This is a genomic window from Streptomyces paromomycinus (genome assembly GCF_003865155.1).
GTDB lineage: Bacteria > Actinomycetota > Actinomycetes > Streptomycetales > Streptomycetaceae > Streptomyces > Streptomyces chrestomyceticus.
Genome location: NZ_BHZD01000001.1, coordinates 8210217 through 8228172 on the forward strand (window position 1 = coordinate 8210217; position 17956 = coordinate 8228172).

General features: G+C 74.6%; 20 protein-coding genes. 12 read left to right on the forward strand and 8 right to left on the reverse strand.

From position 1 onward, the window contains the following. The first annotated feature begins 101 nt into the window (after positions 1-101). The gene (locus OEIGOIKO_RS35545; RefSeq protein WP_125057481.1) at positions 102-1454 is read left to right on the forward strand and encodes a TerD family protein; all 1353 of its coding nucleotides are present in this window, start codon (positions 102-104) and stop codon (positions 1452-1454) included. A gap of 25 nt (positions 1455-1479) precedes the next feature. Here the strand turns inward: OEIGOIKO_RS35545 and OEIGOIKO_RS35550 are convergent, their stop codons facing one another. Beyond that, positions 1480-2643 carry a glycosyltransferase gene (locus OEIGOIKO_RS35550; protein ID WP_125057482.1) on the reverse strand — a complete coding sequence of 388 codons (1164 nt, stop codon included), beginning with the start codon at positions 2641-2643 and terminating at the stop codon, positions 1480-1482. A gap of 120 nt (positions 2644-2763) precedes the next feature. Between OEIGOIKO_RS35550 and OEIGOIKO_RS35555 the strand changes: the two genes are divergently transcribed. The 3 genes from OEIGOIKO_RS35555 (at position 2764) to OEIGOIKO_RS35565 (ending at position 4801) form a co-directional block, all read left to right on the forward strand. Further along, positions 2764-3564: a glutamate racemase gene (locus tag OEIGOIKO_RS35555; protein ID WP_170251949.1), complete on the forward strand. Its 801-nt coding sequence runs from the start codon at positions 2764-2766 to the stop codon at positions 3562-3564. A 59-nt stretch (positions 3565-3623) separates the two neighbouring features. Then, positions 3624-4235 (forward strand): hypothetical protein, encoded by a 612-nt coding sequence (locus OEIGOIKO_RS35560; RefSeq protein WP_125057483.1) that lies wholly within the window; start codon positions 3624-3626, stop codon positions 4233-4235. A gap of 83 nt (positions 4236-4318) precedes the next feature. Continuing rightward, positions 4319-4801, forward strand: a complete 483-nt coding sequence (locus tag OEIGOIKO_RS35565) for an NUDIX hydrolase (protein WP_125057484.1) — start codon at positions 4319-4321, stop codon at positions 4799-4801. A 419-nt stretch (positions 4802-5220) separates the two neighbouring features. On the opposite strand, the gene OEIGOIKO_RS35570 is transcribed toward OEIGOIKO_RS35565, so the two are convergent. Then, entirely contained in the window at positions 5221-5850 is a 630-nt protein-coding gene (locus tag OEIGOIKO_RS35570) for a hypothetical protein (protein ID WP_174857265.1), read from the reverse strand. A gap of 138 nt (positions 5851-5988) precedes the next feature. Next, positions 5989-7110, reverse strand: coding sequence for a ligand-binding sensor domain-containing protein (locus OEIGOIKO_RS35575; protein WP_125057485.1), 1122 nt, complete (start codon positions 7108-7110; stop codon positions 5989-5991). A gap of 271 nt (positions 7111-7381) precedes the next feature. Here OEIGOIKO_RS35575 and OEIGOIKO_RS35580 point away from each other — a divergent pair, with 271 nt between their 5' ends. Further along, positions 7382-7582, forward strand: coding sequence for a CsbD family protein (locus OEIGOIKO_RS35580; protein ID WP_125057486.1), 201 nt, complete (start codon positions 7382-7384; stop codon positions 7580-7582). A 100-nt stretch (positions 7583-7682) separates the two neighbouring features. Beyond that, positions 7683-7883 (forward strand): hypothetical protein, encoded by a 201-nt coding sequence (locus OEIGOIKO_RS35585; protein ID WP_125057487.1) that lies wholly within the window; start codon positions 7683-7685, stop codon positions 7881-7883. Positions 7884-7978: 95 nt separating this feature from the next. Here the strand turns inward: OEIGOIKO_RS35585 and OEIGOIKO_RS35590 are convergent, their stop codons facing one another. Beyond that, the gene (locus OEIGOIKO_RS35590) at positions 7979-8803 is read right to left on the reverse strand and encodes an SAM-dependent methyltransferase (RefSeq protein WP_125057488.1); all 825 of its coding nucleotides are present in this window, start codon (positions 8801-8803) and stop codon (positions 7979-7981) included. 345 nt (positions 8804-9148) lie between these two features. On the opposite strand from OEIGOIKO_RS35590, the gene OEIGOIKO_RS35595 reads away from it, so the two are divergent. The 5 genes from OEIGOIKO_RS35595 to amaB all read left to right on the forward strand — a co-directional run bounded on the left by OEIGOIKO_RS35595 (position 9149) and on the right by amaB (position 15131). Next, entirely contained in the window at positions 9149-9730 is a 582-nt protein-coding gene (locus OEIGOIKO_RS35595; protein WP_125057489.1) for an RNA polymerase sigma factor, read from the forward strand. Between the two features lie 3 nt (positions 9731-9733). Then, positions 9734-10450 (forward strand): hypothetical protein, encoded by a 717-nt coding sequence (locus tag OEIGOIKO_RS35600; protein ID WP_125057490.1) that lies wholly within the window; start codon positions 9734-9736, stop codon positions 10448-10450. Between the two features lie 229 nt (positions 10451-10679). Then, positions 10680-11990 (forward strand): NAD(P)/FAD-dependent oxidoreductase, encoded by a 1311-nt coding sequence (locus tag OEIGOIKO_RS35605; protein ID WP_125057491.1) that lies wholly within the window; start codon positions 10680-10682, stop codon positions 11988-11990. Positions 11991-12017: 27 nt separating this feature from the next. Next, positions 12018-13454 carry a 2-oxoadipate dioxygenase/decarboxylase gene (gene hglS / locus OEIGOIKO_RS35610; RefSeq protein ID WP_125057492.1) on the forward strand — a complete coding sequence of 479 codons (1437 nt, stop codon included), beginning with the start codon at positions 12018-12020 and terminating at the stop codon, positions 13452-13454. A 96-nt stretch (positions 13455-13550) separates the two neighbouring features. Next, entirely contained in the window at positions 13551-15131 is a 1581-nt protein-coding gene (gene amaB / locus OEIGOIKO_RS35615) for an L-piperidine-6-carboxylate dehydrogenase (protein WP_125057493.1), read from the forward strand. On the opposite strand, the gene OEIGOIKO_RS35620 is transcribed toward amaB, so the two are convergent. The 3 genes from OEIGOIKO_RS35620 to OEIGOIKO_RS35630 all read right to left on the reverse strand — a co-directional run bounded on the left by OEIGOIKO_RS35620 (position 15124) and on the right by OEIGOIKO_RS35630 (position 16538). After that, positions 15124-15477, reverse strand: coding sequence for an STAS domain-containing protein (locus OEIGOIKO_RS35620; protein ID WP_170251950.1), 354 nt, complete (start codon positions 15475-15477; stop codon positions 15124-15126). The genes amaB and OEIGOIKO_RS35620 overlap by 8 nt on opposite strands. Before the next feature lie 231 nt (positions 15478-15708). Further along, positions 15709-15903: an antitoxin gene (locus tag OEIGOIKO_RS35625; RefSeq protein WP_125057495.1), complete on the reverse strand. Its 195-nt coding sequence runs from the start codon at positions 15901-15903 to the stop codon at positions 15709-15711. A gap of 122 nt (positions 15904-16025) precedes the next feature. Next, entirely contained in the window at positions 16026-16538 is a 513-nt protein-coding gene (locus OEIGOIKO_RS35630) for a DUF5949 family protein (RefSeq protein WP_125057496.1), read from the reverse strand. Between the two features lie 320 nt (positions 16539-16858). On the opposite strand from OEIGOIKO_RS35630, the gene OEIGOIKO_RS35635 reads away from it, so the two are divergent. Next, positions 16859-17299, forward strand: a complete 441-nt coding sequence (locus OEIGOIKO_RS35635) for a lysozyme family protein (RefSeq protein WP_125057497.1) — start codon at positions 16859-16861, stop codon at positions 17297-17299. 38 nt (positions 17300-17337) lie between these two features. Here OEIGOIKO_RS35635 and OEIGOIKO_RS35640 read toward each other — a convergent pair whose 3' ends face one another. Continuing rightward, entirely contained in the window at positions 17338-17925 is a 588-nt protein-coding gene (locus OEIGOIKO_RS35640; protein WP_246177751.1) for an AAA family ATPase, read from the reverse strand. Between the last annotated feature and the right edge of the window lie 31 nt (positions 17926-17956).

Below are 17956 nucleotides of genomic sequence, written 5' to 3' on the forward strand. Positions count from 1 at the left end.
AACGGCGGACATTTTTCGGCAAGTAGGTTGGAACCTGCCACCGTGCAGAAGGGGGCGCCGTGCAGCGGCCCGGCGAGCGAAGCGAGAGGAAGGGCGCCACGATGCCGATGCCCAAGGGGAGCAACGTCGCGGTACCGGCCACGTCGGTACGGCTGGAACTGGGGTGGCGCACCGGCCCCGGCACCCCGGACGTGGACGCGTCCGCGCTGCTGCTGACCGCCGCGGGAAAGGTCCGCGACGACACCGACTTCGTCTTCTACAACCAGCCCGCGCACGCCTCGGGCGCCGTCCGCCACGAAGGCAAGCGGCCCGCCGGGGACACCGCGGCCGACAGCCTGTCCGTCGACCTGGCCCGGCTGGAGCCCGCCGTGGAGCGGGTGGTGCTCGCCGCCTCGGCCGACGGGGGCACGTTCGGCCAGGTCGCCGGACTGCACATCCGGGTGCTCGACGCGGGCAGCGGCGCCGAGCTGGCCCGCTTCGACAGCCAGGACGCCACCGCCGAGACCGCCTTCGTCCTCGGGGAGCTCTACCGGCGGCAGGGCGCCTGGAAGTTCCGTGCGGTCGGGCAGGGGTACGCCACCGGGCTGGCCGGGCTGGCCACGGACTTCGGCATCAGCGTGGAGGAGGAGCCCCCGGCCCCGCCTGCCGCCGCACCGGCCCCGCCCGCCGCCGTGCCCCCGGCGGCCCCCACCGCCCAGCAGTACGGCGCGTACCCGCCGCCCCCGGCCCCGCCCGCCCAGCCGTACGGCACGCCGCCGGTGCCCGCCCCCGCCCCGCCCGTGAGCCTGTCGAAGGTCACCCTCACGAAGGAGGCGCCCGCCGTCTCCTTGACGAAGCAGGGCGGCACCTCGGGCGCGATGCGGGTCAACCTGAACTGGCAGCAGGCCGGCAAACCCGCCTCCCGCCTGGGCAAGAAGCTGGGCCGCAGGACCATGGAGGCGCTGGGCGCCCGCGGCGCGCTGCTGCCGCGGTCCGGCGACCTGGACCTCGACCTGTGCGCGCTGTACGAACTCACCGACGGCAGCGCGGGTGTGGTCCACCCCATCGGCGGCAACTTCGGCACCCTGCACGCCCCGCCGTACCTCCAGCTCGACCGGGACGACCGCACCGGCGCCGTCGCCTCCGGCGAGAACCTGACGGTCAATCTCGACCACCAGGACCGCATCAAGCGCATCCTCATCTTCGTGACCGTCTACGCGGGCGCCACCAGCTTCGCCGGACTGCACGCCACGGTCACCCTCCAGCCGCAGTACGGCGCGCCCGTGGACTTCTCGCTCGACGAGTGCACCGTCCCGTCGAACGTCTGCGCCCTCGCCCTCATCACCAACACCGGCAGTGAGCTGGTCGTCCAGCGCGAGGCCCGCTACCTGGTGCCCGCGCCGGGCGTCAGCCCGCAGCGCACCGTCGACGAGGCGTACGGCTGGGGGCTGAACTGGTCCCCGGCCAGCAAGTGAGCGCCCGCCGATAGGTGAGTCCCGGTCAGGACGCGCCCGGCGCCCCGTACGTCCGGCCCTTCCAGGCGGCCCCGCGCCCCCGGTAGTGCTGGACGGCGGAGTCGACCGTCATCAGGAGGTAGAGCAGCGCGGTGCACGGCAGCAGCGGCGCGAGCCAGAGCGGCTGCCCGTAGTAGCGCAGCATCGGCAGGTACGTGCCGGCCATCACGGCCCACGCCGCGCCGCCCAGCGCCGCCGTCGTCGCGCTCCCGGCCGCGAGACCGGCGGCCAGCGCGGCGGGCGGCGCCAGATAGACGAGCGCGAGCCCGGCCACCGTCCCCGCCAGCAGCAGCGGGTTGTGCCGCAACTGCGCGTACGCGCTGCGCGAGACCATCCGCCACAGCGTGCCCAGCCCCGCGTACGGGCGCACGCTCTCCACCCGGTCGCCCAGCCCCAGCCAGATCCGGCCACCGGCCCGCCGCACGGCCCTGGCCAGCGTCACATCGTCGATCACCGCATGCCGGATGCTGTCGGGCAGCCCGGCCCGCTCGGCCACCGCGCGCCGCAGCAGCACACAGCCGCCCGCCGCCGCGGCGGTCCGCGCACCCGGCCGGTTGACCCACCGGAAGGGATACAGCTGCGCGAAGAAGTACACGAAGGCCGGGACGATCAGCCGCTCCCAGAACGAGACCACCCGCAGCCGCGCCATCTGCGACACCAGGTCCAGCTCCGCCGAGCGCGCCGCGGCCACCAGCTCGCGCAGGCTGTCGGGGGCGTGCGCGATGTCCGCGTCCGTCAGCAGCACGTACTCCGCGTCGCCGCGCTCCCGTACCAGCGCCATGCCGTGCCGTACCGCCCACAGCTTGCCCGTCCAGCCCGGCTCCGGCTCGCCCGGCGCGGTGACGGTCAGCGGCAGCCCGCCCCGCCCGGCCAGCTCCCGGGCCAGCTCGCCCGTCCCGTCCGTACTGCCGTCGTCGACGAGGATCACCTCGGCCCGCCCCGGATACTTCTGCGCCAACAGGGACGGCAGGCTCACCGGCAGCACCGCGGCCTCGTCCCGGGCCGGGACGACGACCGCGACCGGCGGCCACCGTTCCGGATCGTCGCGCGCGGGCAGCCGTACGTCCGTCCGCCAGAAGAAGCCCTGCCCCAGCGCCAGCCACACCCAGGCCGCCAGCGACCCGGCACCGATCCACTCCGTCGCTCCCACGCCCGCAGTCTGCCGCACCGGCACCCGCCGTGGCCGGAACCCGGCGGGCGGCCCCACGGGCGCGGCGGACGCGGGCCGCCGGTATGACAAGTACCGGGCGGCCCGGCGTAAAGTGTCCGGGTGAAGATCGCGCTCATGGACTCCGGTACCGGCCTGCTCGCGGCGGCCGCCGCGGTACGGCGGCTGCGGCCCGACGCCGACCTGGTCATCTCCTCCGACCCGGACGGCATGCCCTGGGGACCCCGCCCGCCGCACGACATCGCGGCGCACGCGCTCGCCGCCGCCCGCGCCGCCGCCGCGCACCGCCCGGACGCCCTGATCGTCGCCTGCAACACCGCCTCCGTGCACGCCCTGCCCGCCCTGCGGGCCGAGCTGGAGCCCGCACTGCCCGTCATCGGCACCGTCCCGGCCATCAAGCCCGCCGCGGCCACCGGCGGCCCGGTCGCCATCTGGGCCACCCCGGCCACCACGGGCAGCCCGTACCAGCGTGACCTGATCGAACAGTTCGCCTCCGGCGTCGAGGTCACCGGCGTACCCTGCCCCGGGCTCGCCGACGCCGTCGAGACCGCCGACGAGGCCGCGATCGACGCCGCCGTGGCGGCCGCCGCCGCGAACACGCCCCGCGACGTACGGACCGTCGTCCTCGGCTGCACCCACTACGAACTGGTCGCCGAGCGCATCCGCGCCGCCCTCCAGCAGCCCGGCGCCCCCGCGCTCGTCCTGCTCGGCTCCGCCGAGGCGGTCGCCGCCCAGGCACTGCGCCGCATCGGCGCGGACCCGGCCCCCTCGGCCGCCCCCACCGGTACCGTCACCGTCCTTCTCAGCGGCCGTCCCGGGCAGCTTCCCGAGGCCGCTCTCGCCTATGACGAGGGACGACTCCTGTCCGGCGCGGCGGAGGCCCGGGAACCCGTCCGTCACTGAGTCCCCGCAGGGCGCGCGACACGCTGCCAGGGCGGGCAAACCCGCGTAGGCTGCGACTCATGAGGGACCACCCCCACGAGGGGGCAGCAGCCCCCGGCGAGCACGGCGGCCCGCTCGACGAAGGCGCCTCCGGCAGCCACCGAGACCCCGCGGACGTCCCCGAGGAGTGGCACGGACGCGCCACCAACCGGGTGCAGTGGCTCTTGGCCGGCATCGGCGCGGCCTGCCTGGCCCTGGGCATCGAGCTGGCCGTCGACAGCGCCTGGACGACCGGTCTGGCACCCCTGCTGATGTCGGTGGTCGGCTGCGTCCTGGCCGGACTGCTGGTGCTCTTCGGCACCCTCGCCTTCGTCCATGTGGCCGTACGGGTCGACAAGGACTGCCTGGAGGTGCGGTGCGGCCACATGGGGCTGCCCCGCCGCCGCATCCCCCTCGAAAACGTCGTCGGCGCCGACTTCGCACCCCGCGTCACCCCGCGCCACTGGGGCGGCTGGGGCTACCGCTGGCGCCCCGAGCAGGGCACGGCCGTGGTCGTACGGCGCGGCGAGGCGGTGGTGCTCCGGCTCGGCGACGGCCGCAGCTTCACGATCACGGTGGACGACGCGGAGAACGCGGTGCGCTGCATCCGCGGCAGGTGCGGGATCGACAAGGGCCGGAGCGCCGGCGCCTGAGGCCCGCGCCGGGGACCGTGCGAACGCCCGCCCGATTGCGTGGACGATGCATCGGTCACCGGGCTCTCGTTAGGGTGCGCGGTATGGCGACACCCGACTTCATCCGTGACCTCCGGGCCGGCATCGGCCACCAGCTCCTGTGGCTCCCCGGCGTGAGCGCCGTGGTCTACGACGACCGCGGCCGGGTCCTGCTCGGCCGCAGAGTGGACAACGGCATGTGGTCGATCATCGGCGGCATCCCGGAGCCGGGGGAGCAGCCGGCCGAGACGGCGGTGCGCGAGGTGTTCGAGGAGACCGCGGTGCACGTGGTCCCCGAGCGGGTGATCCTCGTCGAGGCGCTCCAGCGGGTCCGCTATCCGAACGGCGACGCGTGCCAGTTCATGGACATCTCGCTGCGCTGCCGCGCCGTCGGCGGTGCGGCCGCCGTCAACGACGACGAGTCGCTGGAGGTGGGCTGGTTCGCGCTGGACGCCCTGCCGCAGCTGGAGGAGTTCTCGGTGACGCGGATCAAGATGGCCATGGACGACGGGCCCGCCTGGTTCGCGGGCGTCGGGCAGGAGCGGTAGCGACGGTACGGCTCCGGGTCGACGGTACGGCTCCGGCTCGACGGTACGGTCTCGGATCGACGTACCGGGAGCGGAGCGTCGTACGGCCCCGGCTCGACGTAACGGCCCCGGCTCGACGTGCCGGGGGCGGCTCGACGTACCGGGGGCGGATCGACGTGACGGCCCCGGAGCGACGTTCCGCAACCGGATCGACGCACCGGTGCCGGGACGACGCATCAGGCCCGGATCGACGTAACGCGGTCGGATCGACGTAACGCCACCGAATCGACGCAACGTCACCGGCTCGACGAGCCAGGCCCGGATCGACGCACCACCACCGGATCGACGTAAACGGCCGCCGGAACCGGTTCCGGTACCGGCATTGATGCGGCGGACCGGGAAAGCGCGACGTGAGCGGGCCGGAAGCCCGGCGGCCGACCTCAGACGTGCATCCGGGGCAGACGGATCGAGGTCTGCGACTCCTCGCCCCCGCCGGGCAGCCCGGGCCCCTGGGGCACCTCGGGCCCTCCCGGCAGCTCGGACTGCCCCGGGTCGCCCGGCGACTCCCCGGGGGCGTCCGGTGACGAGGACCGGCCCGCCTCCTCGGTGTGCATCTGCTGCCGACCGCCGTCCTTGCGGCAACTGCTCAGCCAGGTGCCGGTGGGTCCGGCCTCGTACTGGCACTCCCAGCCCCGTACCGTCAGCGACGGCTGGTCCGCGTCCGCCTTGCGGAAGAACTCCGCCATCACGCTCCGGGCCTCGGCGCAGCCCGCGGCCGGCCCGGCGCCGGGCCCGGAGAAGAGCCGCGCGGTCAGGCCCTCGCCCATGGCGTCGGGCAGCGCGCCGCAGTCCAGCGGCTGGCCGGGCACGCCGGAGGGAGAGCCGCCCGGCTCCGACGGGTGCGCGCTGCCGCCGCCGTCCGGGCCGCCCTTCAGGGTCTTCGTGGGACTCGCGCCCGGGCCCGAGCCGGAGGCGGCGGGGGACGCCGCGGTGTCGTCCGGTCCGCTGCCGCCGCACGCGGCGACGGTGAGGGCCAGCAGGGCGGTCGGTACGGCGATGAGCCGGCGCATGTCGAACTCCTTCGGCCGCGGGAGGCGCGGGCGGGAAGCTCCGCCGTACGGACGCTAGGAGCCCGCCGCGCGGGCTGCGATCCGGAACGGGCGAACGGGTGAACGCCGGAGCCGCCGCCCGCCCGTCCGCCGTCGCGCTCAGCCCAGGCGTTCGATGTGCATCCGGGCGGTGGTGCCCGGGTAGAAGGACGTGGTGCCGACGGACCAGTAGGCAAAGGTGCCGGGGATGCGCGTCAGGTCCGTCATGAGGGCCGTCTCGGGCATCTCGGGGCCACGCTCGCTCACCCAGGACGTGCCGTCCCACCGCAGGTAGTGCGAGCGCTTCTGGTCCCAGAAGTCCCAGCCGGTGATCCGGTCGGGGCGGCCCTGCCGGTCCCCGCTGACGGAACTGAGCAGGCCGACGCCGTACGGCCCCTTCACCGGTGACCACCGGGTGCCGTCCCAGTGCTCGAAGACGACGCCGGGCGGCTTTCCGGGCGGGCCGCCGATGCCGTAGCCGTAACCGGTCAGCCAGATGTCGTCGTGGGCGACCGGGAGCAGCCCGGAGACGGTCGCGCGGATGCCGGTGGTGCGGGGAATCACGGTCCATGCGCCGTCCCAGCGCGCGATGACGTCGCCGTACACCCAGACCTCGCCGCCGGGCGTCACATGGACGCGCCCCGGAGTGGGGGCCGCCGCGTCCGGCAGCGGGGCGCACCAGCGCCACCGGCGGCCGTCCCAGTGCAGCAGCCCCGCGCGCCCGTCGTGCCGGCCGCCGGCCCACGCCCGGCCGTCGGCGGTGGCCGCGACATCGGTGACCGTGGTGCCGCTCTCTCCCTGGCCCGGGTACGGCGTCTTCCGCCAGGTCGTGCCGTCCCAGGCCAGCAGCAGACCGCCGGCGCCGACGGCCCGCGCGGTACGGGAGCCGGCGCACGTCACCGAGGTCAGGGGGCCGGACGAGGCGAGCGGCCCCAGATCCGTACGCGACCAGGCGGCGCCGTCCCAGCGGAGTGCGACCGCCGTCCCCTCGCTGACGTTGCTCAGGCCCTCCACGCCCACGGCCCAGGCGAGACCGGGCCCGGCGGCGGCCACACCGTACAGCCGGGCGCCCGGCCGCGCGTCGGGCACCGGGACGGCGGACCAGCCGGGGGAGGCGGACCAGCCGGGCGCGGGGGCTGTGGCGGCGGGGGCCGCCACGGCGGTCGCGGGGGCCGCGGCGCCGGCCAGGCCGAGGCCCGCGGCGGTGCCCGCGAGGCCGCTGACGAAGCTGCGTCTTCGCATGGGAGCGTCCTTGGAGTCGAAGCGGGTCCGGGACTGCGGGGGACACCTTGGCCCCGGCGGCCGGAGAGGTCAATGGAGGCGGCGCGGGAGGGGCGGTGACGGATGGCTCCCCGTACGGGCGGCGTCAGTAGGAGCCCTGCCGGTACGCCCCCCTGCCGGTACGCCCCCTCCCGATACGACCCCGACCTACTGGTAGCCGCCTCCGGATGCGGCCGGTGCCCGGCTGCGGCAGCGTGGTGCTGTCCCACCAACCGGACCGAGGGAGCAGGGCATGGGCGACGAAAACGCCATGGACAAGGCCAAGGGCAAGGCCAAGGAGATGATGGGCAAGGCCACCGGCGACGACCGGAAGAAGGGCGAGGGCCGCGCCGACCAGGCCAAGGGAAAGGCCAAGGGAGCGCTGGACGACGCCAAGGGCCAGGCCCAGGGCATGCGGGACTCCCTCAAGGACAAGGGCGACCGCAGCTCCTGACGGGGGCGGCGGCCCGCCGGGCGCCGCCCGCACCCCGCCGTCCGTACACCGGTACGGGCGGCGGGGTGACCCGTGCGCCGGGGCGCTCGTTGTGCACGGCATGATCAAGAAGATTGCCGCCGCGGCCCTGCTGGCGGGCTCGGTCACCGCCACTGCCCAGACCACCGCACAGGCCGTGGAAGTGCCCCAGGCCCTCGCCGCGACAGCCGCCCTGACGACGCAACTGATCTCGCAGGTCCCGCACATCCACGACGTACAGCCGCCGCCCGCGTTCACGGCCCAGAAGGGCGACCGCAGGTAGCCGGTGCCCCGCTCCGCGGCCGGACCCCGCAGCCGCTCCGGCCCGTCGCGTCCGGCCCGTCGCGTCCGGTCTGTCGCGTCCGGCCCGTCGTCGTGTCAGGGCCGGCGCGCCACGGCGGCGTAGGAGGCGGCCACCGCGTCCGTGACCTGCGTCGCCTCGCCCGGGTCGGCCGGGCGCCAGTGGTGCGCCAGCGTGATGCCGGGCTCCAGCAGCTCCCAGCCGTCGAAGAAACGGGCGAATTCGGCTTCCGTACGGTAGGCCACGGACGTGCCCGCCGCCGCGTAGATGTCCGAGATCCGGGCCATCGCCTCCGGGGCGAAGTCGGCGGTGGCGTGGGTCATGGCCAGCGTGCTGCCGCTGGGCAGGGCCGCCTTGAGGTGCTCGACGACCCGGTGCGCCCGGTCCTGCCCGCCGTCCGGCACGAAGTGCATCAGGGCGATCAGGCTCAGCGCGACCGGACGGCCGAAGTCGAGGGTCTCCCGGACCTGCGGCGCCGTGAGGATGCCGGCCGGCTCGGTGACGTCCGCCTGGAGGTAGGCGGTGCGCCCCTGCGGTGTGCTGCGCAGCAGGGCGGCCGCGTGCGCCAGCACGATCGGGTCGTTGTCCGTGTAGACCACCCGGGCGTCCGGCGCGACGTCCTGGGCGATCTCGTGCAGGTTGGGCGAGGTGGGGATGCCGGTGCCGATGTCCAGGAACTGGCGCAGCCCGGCCCGTGCCAGGGCGCGGGTCGCGCGGTGCATGAACTCCCGGTTGACCCGCGCGGCGACCGCCGCCGACGGGAAGACCGAGAGCACGCTCGCGGCGGCCGTGCGGTCGGCGAGGAAGTTGGTCCTGCCGCCGAGGAAGTAGTCGTAGATGCGCGCCGAGTGGGCGCGGTCGAGTTGCAGGTCCACCACCGGTTCACCGTGCTGCTCGCTCATCAGAGGACCGCCTCCCTGTACGGCTGCCGGGCCGACGCCGGAGCACTACCCCCGCCGCCGCGGTCTTGCACCGGCGCGTGCCGGGGGCCGGGCGCCCCCGCTCCGAATCATCACATCATCGTTTCCGGGGAGATTTCTTCCGGGTGGTGCCACAACCGGGCCGGTTTTCCGGTTCATTGGAAGGGAGGGCCGCCGCCCTCCCGCTGATGCCGGGGCCTGCCGGCCTTCTGGACCGCGGCGAACGGAACGAGGACCGCACGTGAGCACGTACCGGGACAGCCCCCTGCCGCCGTGCGCCCCCGCACACGGGCCCGGCGCCGGGTGCCACGGCCGGCGGGAGCGGCCATGACCCGCGACCGGCCGCGGTGTCCGGACGGCGACCCGCTGCGCCAGGCCGGCCGGCGGCTGGCCCTCGCCTTCGAGGCGTTCCACGAGACGCACTACCGCAAATGGCTGGCCTACGCCTATCTGCACACCGGCAGCGAGGACGCCGCCCTGGAGGTGACCGGCTCCGCGTACCAGCGATTACGGCTGTGCTGGCCGTACGCGCTCAAACAGTCCTCGGTGGACTCCTACGCCTGGGCCGTCCTCAAGGAGTCCGTGGTCGACTGGCTCTGCCGGCACCGGCGCGCCACGGCCCTGACCCAGAGCGCCGCCTTCGCCGTCGTCACCCGCGCCCTGCTGCGCGAGTGCCAGCAGCAGTTCGCGCTGCTGGAGAGCCAGCTGGGCCTGTACGAGGCGATCGCGCGGCTGCCCGAGCGGCAGTGCGACGTGATCGTGCTGCGCCATGTCATCGGGTACTCCGACACCCAGATCGCCGCCCTGCTCGGCGTCGACGAGGCCACCGTCCGCTCGCACGCGAGCCGGGGCAAGCGCCGGATCGCCGCCGCGCTGGGCATCGCACCGGGCCCACAGAAGGGTAAGTGACCCATGCCGCACACCCACCGGGCCGGCCGGGACACCATCGAGTCGCTGCTGGCGGCAGCCGCCGACGTCCTCGCCGAGTCCTACGGCGCCTACGACACCGTGGCGGCCCGTGACCGGCTCACCGGCGACATCTACGAGGACACCGGGGCCGCGTACCCGGCCGGGCCCCGCCCGGACGCCCCGGCGCCCACCGCCTACCCCAGCGCCCACGACGAGGCCGCCCACGAACTCGACCTGGCCTGCGCCCTGGTGGTGAACGCCGCGGCGGCCGCGGACAGCCTGGCCCGGCTGGTCGACGACCACCGGATCGACCCCGAAGGCGCCCTCGTCTTCGCCTGTCTGCTGCACATCACCGGACGTGCGGAGGCCGCCGACTTCTGGTGGCGGTTCGGCGCCGGCGGCGGCAGCCGGACGGCCGCCTACTGCCTGTACCTCTCCCACCGCCGGTACGGCGAGTTCCGTGACGCGGCCTACTGGCGGATGCAGGCCGCCCACGACCCGGACGAGGAGCTGCCGGCGCCGGTCGCCTTCGACGCCGGGCGGCTGCTGCCGGACGCCGCCCGGCACGCCCTGCTCGTCCAGTGGCACAGCGGTCTCGCGCCCACCCTGCCCGCGGCCCTGGAGAGTGTCATCGACCGCCTCGACGTCGCGGGGGACGACGAGGACTTCGGCGAGATCCCCTGCCCGTCGCCGACGCTGGTGGACGACCTGCGGCAGTGACCGGTCACCGGATCACCGGAGAGGAACGGCAGCGTCCGGTCACTGGGACAGGAACGGCAGTCACCGGCGACCGGAAAGGACCGGCCGGGCGGACGCCGCATGGACGCGGCGGTCCGCGGCCGTCACCATCGGTACCAGCGGCATCACACGTACCGGTACCGGCAGCACGCCCGCCGCCGGAGGGCGGCACCCCGCAGCGCACCGAGCGAGCCGACGGAAAGGCGTCCGCATGGAGCGACGTACGGCCCAGGACCGCAGTACGGGCACGGACACGGGCACGAGCCTCGGCCGGGCCACGGATCGCGGCGCCGGCACGGACCTCGGCGCCTCCGCCTCTGCCTCCGCCGCCCCCGTCCCCGGACGCGCCGACGTCGTCATCGTCGGCGGCGGTGTGCTGGGGGCGAGCATCGCGTTCCACCTGGCGGAGGCCGGAGTCGGCGGCGTCCTGCTGCTGGAGCGCGACCGGCCCGCCGCCGGGTCCTCGGGCAAGCCCATCGGCGGCGTACGCGCCCAGTTCTCCGACCCGCTCAACATCCGCATCGGGCGGCGCAGCCTGGAGGCGTGGCGGGCGTTCGGCGAACGGCCCGGCGCCGACATCGGGTTCGAGAGCGTGGGGTACCTCTTCCTCCTCGGCGACGCCACCGAACGCGCTCTGTTCGAGGAGGGGGTGGCGGCACAGAACGCGCTCGGGGTGCCCAGCCGGATCATCGGCCCGGCCGCGGCCGCCGCGCTGTGCCCGTACCTCGACCCGGACGGCATCGTCGCCGCCGCGTACTGCCCGACCGACGGATACGCGCTGCCGCGGGAGGCGGTGACCGGCTACCTGCGCGCGGCCGCCCGGCTCGGCGTGGAAATCCGTACGCACTGCCCTGTCACCGCGATCGACACCCGCGACGGCGCCCTCGAAGCGGTACGGACACCGCGCGGCACGGTCCGTACCACCACGGTCATCTGCTGTGCGGGCGCCTGGTCCGCCGAGGTCGGCGCGATGGCCGGGGTACGGCTGCCGGTGACCCCGGTGCGCCGCCAGATCGCCTTCACCGGGCCACTGGACGCCCCACCGCCCCGTATCCCGTTCACCCTGGACTTCGGCTCCACGGCCTACTTCCACAACGACGGCGCGGGCGGGCTGCTGCTCGGCATGTCGGACCCGCGCCAGGAGCCGGGCTTCGGGCGGGAGTTCAGCCGGGAGTGGCTGGCGCCCTTCCGTGCGGCCGTCGGCCGCCGGGCGCCCGCCCTGGCCGCGATGCCGGTCAGCCACGGCTGGGCCGGGCTCTACGAGACCACCCCCGACAACAACGCCCTCATCGGCGAGGCCGCCGACGTGCCCCGCTTCCTGTACGCCACCGGCTTCTCCGGCCACGGCTTCCTCCAGGCGCCCGCCGTGGGGGAGCTGGTCCGCGATCTCTACCTGGGCCGGGAGCCGTTTCTCGACGTCGGACCGTTCGCCGCCACACGGTTCGGCGCCCGGACGGCCGGTACGGGGGAGGAGGGGGACGTACGGCAGGACGGCGCCCGCCCGGAAGCCCACATCATCTGACGCCCGGCACACGCTCAGGAGGACCGCATGATCCCCACCTGGCGGCTGCGCGCCGCCTTCGCCCGCCGGCTCTCCGGCATGTACGGCGCCGAAGTCCCCGCGTACACCACCCTCCTGGAGGTGACGGGCGAGGTGAACGACGAGGTCGCGCGCCGCGACCCGGACGCCGGGCGGCTGGGCGGCATCGAGCGGGTCGCCGCGGAGCGGCACGGCGCCGTCCGGGTCGGCACACCCCGCGAACTGCGCCAGGCGGCGCAGGTGTTCGCCGCCCTGGGGATGCGTCCGGTGGGCTTCTACGACCTGCGGGACGCCGCCACGAGCGCGGTCCCGGTGGTCTCCACCGCCTTCCGCCCCGTCGAGCCCGAAGAGCTGGACCGTAACCCCTTCCGCGTCTTCACCTCGATGCTCACCACCGCCGACCGCCGGTTCTTCGACGCCGGACTCCAGGACCGGCTGGAGACCTTCCTGGACCGCCGCACCCTCTTCCCGCCCGAACTGCTCACCCTCGCCGAGCGCGCCGAACGCGAGCACGGCCTCGCGCCGGAACCGGCGGAACGCTTCCTCACGCTGGCGGTCGCCGCCTTCGAACTGTCCCCCGAGCCGGTGGACCGCGCCTGGTACCGCGAACTCGCCCGGATCTCCGCCGTCGCCGCCGACATCGGCGGCGTCACCAGCACCCACGTCAACCACCTCACCCCCCGCGTCCTGGACATCGACGTGCTCTACCGGCGGATGGCGGACCGCGGCATCACCATGATCGACGAGATCCAGGGGCCGCCCCGCTGGGACGGTCCCGACGTCCTGCTGCGGCAGACCTCCTTCCGCGCGCTGGACGAACCCCGCACCTTCCGCGAACCGGACGGCAGCGTGACCACCGGCGCCCTGCGGGTGCGGTTCGGTGAGGTCGAGGCGCGCGGCATCGCCCTGAGCCGTACCGGTCGCGCCCGCTACGACGCGCTCGTCACGGAGACGGACCGGCTGCTCGCCGCAGCGGCGGACCGGCGGAGCGCCCGCGAAGGGGACGGCGGCGTGACCACCCGGCAGGACGTGGCCCGCCCTCTCTGGGAGGCCGGTTTCCCGCGCTCGGAACAGCGGCTCGCCGCCGAAGGGCTGGGCTACTTCACGTACGCCCCGGCAGCCGCCCGCCCGCGCGACGGGCAGCACCCGCCCGCCGACCTGGCCGGACTGCTGGAACACGGCTGGCTGACCGCCCGCCCGATCGTCTACGAGGACTTCCTGCCCCGCTCGGCCGCCGGGATCTTCACCTCCAACCTGACCGGACAGGGCACCCGGGACAGCGCCCGCACCGGAACGCCCTACGACGAACACCGGCTCGCCGAAGCCGTCGGCCGCCCCGTGCACGACCCCTTCCAGATCTACGCCGCACAGCAGGACGCCTCCCTGCGGCGGGCACTGGAGGCGCTGGGAGCGGACGACGCCCTCCGCAAGCTGAGCCCCTCCTGACGGCTTGCCCGACTCCTGACCCCGGTCGATCCGTACCGGCCCCCGCCGGGCCACCCCCGCCCCGTCATCTCCCCCGCGCCGAAGGAGCCACCCGCCGTGAGCACCCGCACCCAGCTCCCCAGCACCGCAGAACTCCGTGATCTGGCCGCCGACCGGCTGCGCCGCTGCGGCGTCGCGACCGTCCCCGAGGGCGCCGGGATCACCGCCCGTACGCCGATCACCGGCGGCGTCCTGTACCGGCTGCCCGCCGCCACCGCGGAGCAGACCGACGCGGCCGTGGCCGCCGCCGAAGCGGCGTTCCGGGAGTGGCGCGCCGTCCCCGCTCCGCAGCGGGGCGCCCTGGTCAAACGGTTCGGCGAACTGCTCACCGAGCACCGGGACGCGCTCGCCGACCTGGTCACCGTCGAGGCCGGCAAGATCCGCTCCGAAGCGCTCGGCGAGGTACGGGAGATGACCGACGTCTGCGACTTCGCGGTGGGGCTGTCCCGGCAGCTCTACGGACGCACGATGGCCAGCGAACGCCCCGGCCACCGCCTCGCGGAGACCTGGCACCCGCTCGGCGTGACCGGAGTCCTGTCCGCCTTCAACTTCCCGGTCGCCGTCTGGTCCTGGAACACCGCGGTCGCCCTGGTCTGCGGCGACCCGGTCGTGTGGAAGCCCTCCGAGCTGACCCCGCTGACCGCGCTGGCCTGCGACGCCCTGCTGGCCCGCGCGATCGCCGACACGGGCGCCCCGGCCGCGCTGCACCGGCTGCTGCTCGGCGACCGGGAGACCGGCGCGCTGCTCGCCGACGACCCGCGCGTCGCGCTGCTCAGCGCGACCGGCTCGGTGCGGATGGGGCGCGCGGTGGCGCCGCGGGTGGCCGCCCGTTTCGGCCGCTGCCTGCTGGAACTCGGCGGCAACAACGCCGCCGTGGTCACCCCGTCCGCCGACCTGGACCTCGCGGTACGCGGCATCGTCTTCTCCGCCGCGGGCACCGCGGGCCAGCGCTGTACGACCCTGCGCCGGCTGATCGTGCACGAGGACGTCGCGGACCGCCTGACCGAGAAGATCGTGCACGCCTACGGACAGCTGCCGGTCGGCAACCCCTTCGACGCCGCCACCCTCGTCGGACCGCTGATCAGCCCCGCCGCCCACGCGGCCATGGCCAAGGCGCTGGACACGGCGCGCGACGACGGCGGCACCGTCCTCACCGGCGGCGAACCGCACCTCACCGACCAGGCGCCGGACGCCGCCTACGTGAGCCCGGCGGTCGTGCGGATGCCGGCGCAGACCGAGGTCGTCCGTACCGAGACCTTCGCGCCCGTCCTGTACGTGCTGACCTACCGCACCTTCGAGGAGGCCGTCGCCCTGCACAACGGCGTGCCGCAGGGCCTGTCGTCCAGCGTCTTCACCCGGGACCAGCGGGAGGCCGAGCGTTTCCTGGCCGCCGACGGCTCAGACTGCGGCATCGCCAACGTCAACATCGGTACGTCGGGCGCGGAGATCGGCGGCGCCTTCGGCGGGGAGAAGGAGACCGGCGGGGGCCGGGAGTCCGGCTCGGACGCCTGGCGGGCGTACATGCGCCGGGCCACCACCACCGTCAACTACTCGGACGCCCTGCCGCTGGCGCAGGGCGTCAGCTTCCTCCAGGACCGGCGGACCCGTGGACGGCGTGCCCGTCCGGCGCTCAGTTGAGGGTCCGGGCGGGCAGCAGCCGTTCGATGACGACGAAACGCTCGTCGAGCGGTGCGAGCCGCAGCAGTCGGCGGACCACGGGACGCGGTCCGAGCAGCACCAGACGGCCACCGCGGTCGACCACCCGTTCACGGAGCCGGCACAGCAGGGCCAGGCCGCTGCAGTCCATGAACGTGACCTGACACAGGTTCACGACGACGGTGCCGGGCCGGGGCGGCAACGCCTCACCGAGGACGGGTTGCAAGGTCAGCGCCAAGGCGAGATCGAGTTCTCCCTTGAGCGCGAGCACGAACTGGTCCCCGACCGCGTACGTGAGCAGTGCCGCGTCGGCGGTGCGTTCGGTCATGGCGCCCCCCACCGGTTGCACAGGCCGCAGAGCGGCAGCTGGCTGATGGCACCGGGGGCCGGGGTGCAGAAAAACCGTAGCGGGGCGCGTACGGGGAGAATCGATCAGGCAAGGTTGCATCCCTCGAACGGGTGAAGCCTTGCGCTAGCTCTTGACAGATTCTCCGGTGCACGACACGCGCCCCGGGCCGGGCGCCTCGACAGGCGCGCCCGGCCCGGGGCGGCACGGTGATCAGGACTGCGGCGGCTGGTCCTGGCCCTGATCCTTGCCGAGCTGGCCCCTGAGCTTGTCCTGGGCCGTGTCGACCTGGCTGCTGTACTTGCCCTGGGTCTTGTCGTCGACGAAGTCGCCGGCCTTGTCGACGCCCTTGCCGGCCTGGTCCTCGTGACCCTTCAGCATCTGCTTGAGCTTGTCCATCACGGACATGAGTCGTCCTCCTCGCCACTGACGCCCCCACCTCTCCAGGGTCACCGGGTCCGGCCGGATCCGCATCCGGGGTGCCGCGCGCCCGTGCCCGGCGGGCCCGCCCCCGAGGGCCGGGAGCGCCGCTAGGACGAACGGCCCTGCAGGCTGCGCACCGGGATCAGGCAGTGCGCGGAACTCTTGATCACGCCCTCGTCGCCCGCGAAGGCCCGCAGCATGTCCTCGCTGACCGGCCCGCCCGGCTTCGCCTCCGGCCACGGCCGGGTGGCGAACATGCCGTACACCTGCCCCCGGTGGTCCGCCGCCGCCAGCCACTCCGGCGGCACCGGGCACTGCGCGCTGAAGATCGGCATCGTCAGCACCGCCCGCCCGGCCTCGACGATCAGTGTCAGCGGGAGGGAGGGGGTGCGGGAGGCGTCCTGGAGCTCGCCGCCGACCAGCAGCCCGGCCTGGCTCAGCATGGTTCCCATGACCTCGGTCCCGGTCTCCGGGCCGTCCTTGCCGTCTCCGAGGGAGTAGGTGAGCAGGAAGGGTACGTCGTGACCGTCCTCGGGGTGGGCGCCGCTCCAGCCGATCATCATGAGGGTGCCCAGCTGGCTGTACGGAGGGTTGCCGGTGGTGGCCTGGGATGTGGTCATGGCGGGCACCTTAGTGACCTTCACCGGCCGTCGTCCGCGCGCTTCACCCGGTTGGCGGAGCCTCGTCGGCATCCCAGCCGAACGAGGTCCGGACGGTCACCCGTACCGGCGACCCCGAGGGGTCCGTACGCCACACGCACGTCATGGCACGGCCAGGGGAGCGGTACCCGTACGGCCGGGAGAGCGGCCCGGGAGCGGCGGCGGCCGGTTCGCGCGTCCCGGGTGCGGGCACCATGACGGCAGGCCCGGCGGCGGCACGGGACAGGGTGCTCCCGGCGGGCCCGGTGCCGGCACCCGGAGCCGGAGGGGAGTGGGGCCCGATGGACCTATCCGAGGTCGAGTACCACGACCCCGACGACGCGTCGGGCGCGGAGGCGATGGCCGACTACGCCCGGCTGGCCTGCGAACTGACCGGTATGGACCCCAGGTACGGCATACCGGCGCTGGTCACGATCGCGCGGCGGGAGTCCTCGTACAACCACCCGCGCTGGCGGGTGAACACCACCGACGGCAACGCCTGGGGCCCGGTCATGTCCGACGGGCACCCGCGCAACTGCTCACGCGGCGCCACCCAGTGCGTTCCGCCGACCTTCGCGGCGTACCACCGGTGCGGCACCGCCCGTACGCCGTACGACGTGGTGGCCTGCATGACCGCGACCATCGGGTACGTCCGCGACCGGTACGGCGTCGACGAGTCCGGCTCGAACTTCGCGGACCGGGTGCAGCAGGCCGACCCGACCCGGCCGCCGAAGGGGTACTGAAGCGTGGCGCGGCGCCCGCGCCACGGGCCGCGGGCGGCTCAGGCGATGGCGCCTTCCGTCCAGGCGCGGTCGAGGATCTCGTCCACGGTCTGCTCGACGGTCTGGTGCGTGGTGTCCAGCCACAGCCCGATCGGCGGGGTGTGCTCGCGCAGCGCCGTGTCGAGGTCGCGCACGCTCCAGTCGGGCCCGTACGCCGTCTTGGCCCGTGCGGCCTCCCGCCGCTCGACCGCCGACGGGTCCGGGGTCAGCACCACCACCGCCAGCGGGCGGGTCCTGATGTGCTCGGCCATCTCGGTCAGATGCTCGCCGAGCAGGATGTCCTGCGCGATCACGGTGAACCCGGCCTGGGCGTACTGGTCGGCGCAGGCGGCGGTCAGCCGGTGCCGCAGCCGCAGCTGTGCGAGGGCCGACGCGCCGGCGTCGGGCGTCATCTCCTGCCGCCCCCGGACGACCATGCGCCGGAACGTGTCACCGCGCAGGTGCACCGACCGCGCCAGCCGCTCGGCGAGCGCCTGCGCCACGGTCGACTTCCCGGCGGCCTGAATGCCCGTCAGGACCACGACCCCCGGGCCGAGCCACGGTCCCTGGGGCGCGGCGGGCGCACTGTCGGTGGGGTGTGCCGTCATGGGTCGGTTGCCTTTCCGCGCGGGGTTTTGG

What these genes read in the sequence shown, in the direction of transcription:
- OEIGOIKO_RS35545 (WP_125057481.1), top strand. Translation starts at nt 102, where the DNA reads ATGCCGATGCCCAAGGGGAGCAACGTCGCGGTACCGGCCACGTCGGTA.
- OEIGOIKO_RS35560 (WP_125057483.1), top strand. Translation starts at nt 3,624, where the DNA reads ATGAGGGACCACCCCCACGAGGGGGCAGCAGCCCCCGGCGAGCACGGC.
- OEIGOIKO_RS35565 (WP_125057484.1), top strand. Translation starts at nt 4,319, where the DNA reads ATGGCGACACCCGACTTCATCCGTGACCTCCGGGCCGGCATCGGCCAC.
- OEIGOIKO_RS35570 (WP_174857265.1), bottom strand. Translation starts at nt 5,850, where the DNA reads ATGCGCCGGCTCATCGCCGTACCGACCGCCCTGCTGGCCCTCACCGTC.
- OEIGOIKO_RS35575 (WP_125057485.1), bottom strand. Translation starts at nt 7,110, where the DNA reads ATGCGAAGACGCAGCTTCGTCAGCGGCCTCGCGGGCACCGCCGCGGGC.
- OEIGOIKO_RS35580 (WP_125057486.1), top strand. Translation starts at nt 7,382, where the DNA reads ATGGGCGACGAAAACGCCATGGACAAGGCCAAGGGCAAGGCCAAGGAG.
- OEIGOIKO_RS35585 (WP_125057487.1), top strand. Translation starts at nt 7,683, where the DNA reads ATGATCAAGAAGATTGCCGCCGCGGCCCTGCTGGCGGGCTCGGTCACC.
- OEIGOIKO_RS35590 (WP_125057488.1), bottom strand. Translation starts at nt 8,803, where the DNA reads ATGAGCGAGCAGCACGGTGAACCGGTGGTGGACCTGCAACTCGACCGC.
- OEIGOIKO_RS35595 (WP_125057489.1), top strand. Translation starts at nt 9,149, where the DNA reads ATGACCCGCGACCGGCCGCGGTGTCCGGACGGCGACCCGCTGCGCCAG.
- OEIGOIKO_RS35600 (WP_125057490.1), top strand. Translation starts at nt 9,734, where the DNA reads ATGCCGCACACCCACCGGGCCGGCCGGGACACCATCGAGTCGCTGCTG.
- OEIGOIKO_RS35605 (WP_125057491.1), top strand. Translation starts at nt 10,680, where the DNA reads ATGGAGCGACGTACGGCCCAGGACCGCAGTACGGGCACGGACACGGGC.
- hglS (WP_125057492.1), top strand. Translation starts at nt 12,018, where the DNA reads ATGATCCCCACCTGGCGGCTGCGCGCCGCCTTCGCCCGCCGGCTCTCC.
- OEIGOIKO_RS35620 (WP_170251950.1), bottom strand. Translation starts at nt 15,477, where the DNA reads ATGACCGAACGCACCGCCGACGCGGCACTGCTCACGTACGCGGTCGGG.
- OEIGOIKO_RS35625 (WP_125057495.1), bottom strand. Translation starts at nt 15,903, where the DNA reads ATGTCCGTGATGGACAAGCTCAAGCAGATGCTGAAGGGTCACGAGGAC.
- OEIGOIKO_RS35630 (WP_125057496.1), bottom strand. Translation starts at nt 16,538, where the DNA reads ATGACCACATCCCAGGCCACCACCGGCAACCCTCCGTACAGCCAGCTG.
- OEIGOIKO_RS35635 (WP_125057497.1), top strand. Translation starts at nt 16,859, where the DNA reads ATGGACCTATCCGAGGTCGAGTACCACGACCCCGACGACGCGTCGGGC.
- OEIGOIKO_RS35640 (WP_246177751.1), bottom strand. Translation starts at nt 17,925, where the DNA reads ATGACGGCACACCCCACCGACAGTGCGCCCGCCGCGCCCCAGGGACCG.